We start from the raw sequence: 433 nt of genomic DNA, 5'->3' as shown, positions 1-433 counted from the left end.
GTTTGATTGGCTTTGGGCTGTACAACGCCTATACGCCCGTCGTCCGTCATCAGACTGTCGTGATCGATAAGAAAATGGACAAACCGCTGCGTATCGGTGTGGCAAGCGATTTGCACTTGGGGATTTTGTTCGGCGCGCGGCAACTGGATAAGCTGGTGGACATCATGAATCGCGAAAAAGTCGATTTAATCCTGTTGCCGGGCGATCTGATGGATGACAACGTCGATGCCTACCGCAAAGAGAATATGCAGCCGCATCTGGGTCGTCTGAAAGCGCCGCTGGGCGTTTACGCGACTTTGGGCAATCATGATATGTTCGGCGACAGCGCGCGCATTCGCCATGACCTCGAAGCGGCGGGTATTACCGTACTCGGCAACCAAGTGTTGCAACACGATGCGTTTCTGCTCGTCGGCCGCAACGATGACTTGGACCA

General features: G+C 54.3%; 1 protein-coding gene. It reads left to right on the top strand.

Going from position 1 to position 433, the window contains the following annotated elements:
• On the top strand, positions 1-433 hold a 433-nt coding region (locus tag ACTHUR_RS21575), incomplete at both ends, for a metallophosphoesterase (RefSeq protein WP_440400863.1).

The sequence above is a fragment of the Neisseria sp. P0021.S007 genome (genome assembly GCF_051956855.1).
This window is presented reverse-complemented; position numbering and strand designations above follow the sequence as displayed.